The following is a 3,221-nucleotide window of genomic DNA, read 5'->3' as shown; positions in this document are numbered from 1 at the left end:
GCACTGTACGAAAAGTCACTGGATGACGCCAGCGCCGAGCCCGCCGACGTCCGCCGCCCACCCGCGTTCACCATCCGCGAACATATGGAACGCCTTCAGGCGGCTTAGGCAGCAGCTGCGCCGGTTAAGCCATCTTGGTTTGGCTGATACTCGGGTACCAGTTCACGTAGCAGGCTGACTGCGGCATCGCGGTTGCCCGCATGGACATGTTGTTCCAGCCTATCCAACGCCGCGGATAGTTCCCGCCAATCGATATGGCCTTCCAACGCTTGCATAATCCGCTTGTGCTTTGTCGGCATCGGGTTTTCGCCAATGAGCAATTCTTCAAAAAGCTTTTCACCAGGTCGAAGCCCGATTTCTTCAATCGCAATGTCTCCATCAGGATTGTCGTTATCGCGTACGGTCAGCCCTGACAGGTTGATTAGCGTGCTTGCCAAATCGTAAATCTTGACCGGCTTACCCATGTCGAGAACAAACACTTCGCCGCCCTTTGCCATGCTCCCGGCTTGAATTACGAGTTGCGCGGCTTCGGGAATTGTCATGAAATAACGGATGATGTCCTTGTGGGTAAGCGTGACTGGACCGCCATTGGCAATCTGCTCTTTAAACTTGGGCACCACTGACCCGCTTGATCCAAGCACGTTGCCGAACCGTACCATGCTGAATCGCGTCTTTGAACCGACCTTGGCTTTTGCCTGCAGAATTTGTTCACATACGCGCTTGCTCGCGCCCATGACATTGGTCGGCCGAACCGCTTTGTCTGTACTGATCAGTATGAAATGCGCGACATCATTTTGTTCAGCCGCCTGCACAAGGTTTCTGGTGGAGATTATGTTGTTACCCATGCCCGAAATGGGATTATGCTCAAGCAACGGCACATGCTTGTAAGCAGCGGCGTGAAAAATGGTGTCGGGACAATAGGCCGCGAGCAAGGATGATACCGGGCGCGCGGCGGTCGTGTTAATCAGCTCGGGATGGATTTCGATGTCCGTCCGGAAAATGCCAGCGGCGGCATTCTCGCGAAGCTCCTGCTCAATCTTGTACAGGGCATATTCGGTCATTTCGACAAGGACGAGCTTTTGCGGGCCGATCGCCATGATCTGCCGGCACAATTCGCTGCCGATCGAACCGCCGGCACCTGTGACCATGACGGTCTTGCTCAGGATCGTCCGCCCCATAAGCAAGTCATTAGGTGCCACGGCGTCGCGGCCCAACAAATCGTCGACCTCAACTTCGCGCAAATCCGCAATCGACACTTTGCCCGCCACAATATCCTGAATTTGCGGGAGGGTTTGCACATGCACACTGAAACGCTTCAGGTCGTCAACGATGCCTTTGCGCTTGCTTCGGCTCATCGACGGCACGGCAAGCAATATGTCCGTCACGTCCAGGCGCTCCACTTGAGCTACCAAGTCGCTCGAATGATAAACCGGACTTCCGTCCAGTCGCTGCCCACGTAAACGGCGGTCGTCATCTACGAAACCCAAGAGAAACATGCCGGGGTAATGGCGTGTCGACAAGGCAAGTTGCTGGCCCGCGCTGCCTGCGCCATAAATCAATACCCGTTTGGTCTCGCCGCCAAAGGCACGCTGCCCCAGAAGATCGCTGATGATGTAACGCACGACAATCCGGCTCATCACCAAGCCGAGAAAAAAGAGTATCGGCACCAGAATACCGAGCGTTCGCGGGACACCGGGCAGACCAATGATGGTAAAAATCGCCGTCATAAATACCAGGTATATCGCAATAGCTCGTGCAAGTTCGGTGAGCGTTCCGGAGCCCGCAAAACGGAAGATTGATCTGTAGATACCAAGCGCCAAAAAGATTGGCGGCCAGATGAAGAAGGACGCGACAAGCACGTTGCGGATAGGCGCATTCCAGAGTTGCCAGTCGCCGAGCCGTAAGGAGAAAGCGAGCCAGATAGCAAAAACGCAGATCGCTGAATCAACGACAAACGCGATAATTTTTTTCATCCGCCGGTCGAGGTTGGCAACAACCGACAGACCCGCAATAATATTGGCGGAAATTTTTGGCGTGGCTGCTTTGCGTTTACTGGTCATTTTGGCGCATTCCCCAAGATCATCGCGCATTTTGCTCTATCCCGGCGGCGCAACTACAGAAACTTAACGGTATATTCAAGCAATGGCCGCCGTGCCGGGCCTCATCTGAGCGCATAATGGCCAAATGTTGCGTAGGCGCTACAACTTTCGCCATGTAAACGTTGGCATACAGGTTTGTCCGCTTGCCAACATATAGCGCCCAGCAATACCCTTGGATATGCGCGGCATTTGGCGTAGCGTCTAAATGTAAACGGGGGTCCCGCGTAAAAAAATGACAGTCCAGGCATCCAAGATTATCGACATTAAAGACGCCGGCATGCCGCGCCGATTGAGCCCGGAAGCCAGCAGGATGGCGGCGCTTGAGGCGGCGCGCGGGCTTTTGCTTGAGGCTGGGCCGCAGGCGGTCACTTTGAAAGCCGTTGCTGGCCGTATCGGTCGGACCCATGCCAATTTGTTGCACCATTTTGGATCTGCATCCGGGCTTCAGCGCGCGCTGGCCGCCTATATGGGTAATAATATCCGCAGTAAAATTGCCGAAGCGGTTATGCAAATGCGCGGCGGAGTTGTCACGCCGCAAGAACTGGCGGATTTGATTTTTGACCATTTCGACCGCGAAGGTGCTGGCGCGCTGGCTTCGTGGATGCTGTTATCGGGCAATGAAGACGCGCTCGACCCGATTGTCGAAGCAATCCACAAGCTGGTCGACGAAATCGCCGAAGAGGGGCATGCCGACACATCGCTGCATGAATTGACGCTTGAGATGGTTCTGATGGCGCTTGGCGACGCATTGCTGGGTGGGCCATTGTCCGCGTCGCTTGGCTTACCGCGCGAAGCCGGACGGCAAATTGCGGGCCGGAAGCTCGCTGCGTCGTTCGATGAATGGCAAGCCCAGCTGAACGCGAGCGATCAAGACGCCACGCCGTAATAAGCGCGGTACCAGTCCGCGAATTTTTCCAAACCTTCGGCCAGCATGACTTTAGGTTTATAGCCGGTCAGCGCATGAAGCTTCGACACATCGGCAAAGGTTGCGGTCACATCGCCCGGCTGCATCGGGCGCATCACCTTGACCGCTTCGCGGCCAATTGCTTTTTCTAGCGTCTCGATCATGTCCATAAGGCCAACGGGGTGGCTGTCGCCAATGTTGAGCACCCTGTGATCGCC

2 protein-coding genes and 1 pseudogene are annotated in these 3,221 nt (G+C 55.4%); 1 reads left to right on the top strand and 2 read right to left on the bottom strand.

What is annotated here, in order from left to right; all coding sequences use genetic code 11:
- Nucleotides 1–104 precede the first annotated feature (104 nt).
- Nucleotides 105–2,060 carry a polysaccharide biosynthesis protein gene (locus ACLL9E_RS00145; protein WP_411289719.1) on the bottom strand — a complete coding sequence of 652 codons (1,956 nt, stop codon included), beginning with the start codon at nt 2,058–2,060 and terminating at the stop codon, nt 105–107.
- Between the two features lie 271 nt (nt 2,061–2,331).
- Between ACLL9E_RS00145 and ACLL9E_RS00140 the strand changes: the two genes are divergently transcribed.
- Nucleotides 2,332–2,985 (top strand): TetR/AcrR family transcriptional regulator, encoded by a 654-nt coding sequence (locus ACLL9E_RS00140; protein ID WP_411289718.1) that lies wholly within the window; start codon nt 2,332–2,334, stop codon nt 2,983–2,985.
- On the opposite strand, the pseudogene ACLL9E_RS00135 reads toward ACLL9E_RS00140, so the two are convergent.
- A pseudogene (locus ACLL9E_RS00135) lies at nt 2,967–3,221 on the bottom strand (protein CapI); the annotation flags it as partial. The gene ACLL9E_RS00140 and the pseudogene ACLL9E_RS00135 sit on opposite strands and share 19 nt — an antisense overlap.

The organism is Sphingorhabdus sp. (assembly GCF_046596595.1).
In the GTDB taxonomy this organism is placed as follows: domain Bacteria; phylum Pseudomonadota; class Alphaproteobacteria; order Sphingomonadales; family Sphingomonadaceae; genus Sphingorhabdus_B.
Note: the sequence above shows the minus strand (reverse complement) of the source record. Positions and strands in the feature narration are given on the sequence as shown.

Bases quoted from the DNA above. Each gene is read 5' to 3' on its own strand.
- ACLL9E_RS00145 (WP_411289719.1), bottom strand. From the start codon at position 2,060: ATGACCAGTAAACGCAAAGCAGCCACGCCAAAAATTTCCGCCAATATT.
- ACLL9E_RS00140 (WP_411289718.1), top strand. From the start codon at position 2,332: ATGACAGTCCAGGCATCCAAGATTATCGACATTAAAGACGCCGGCATG.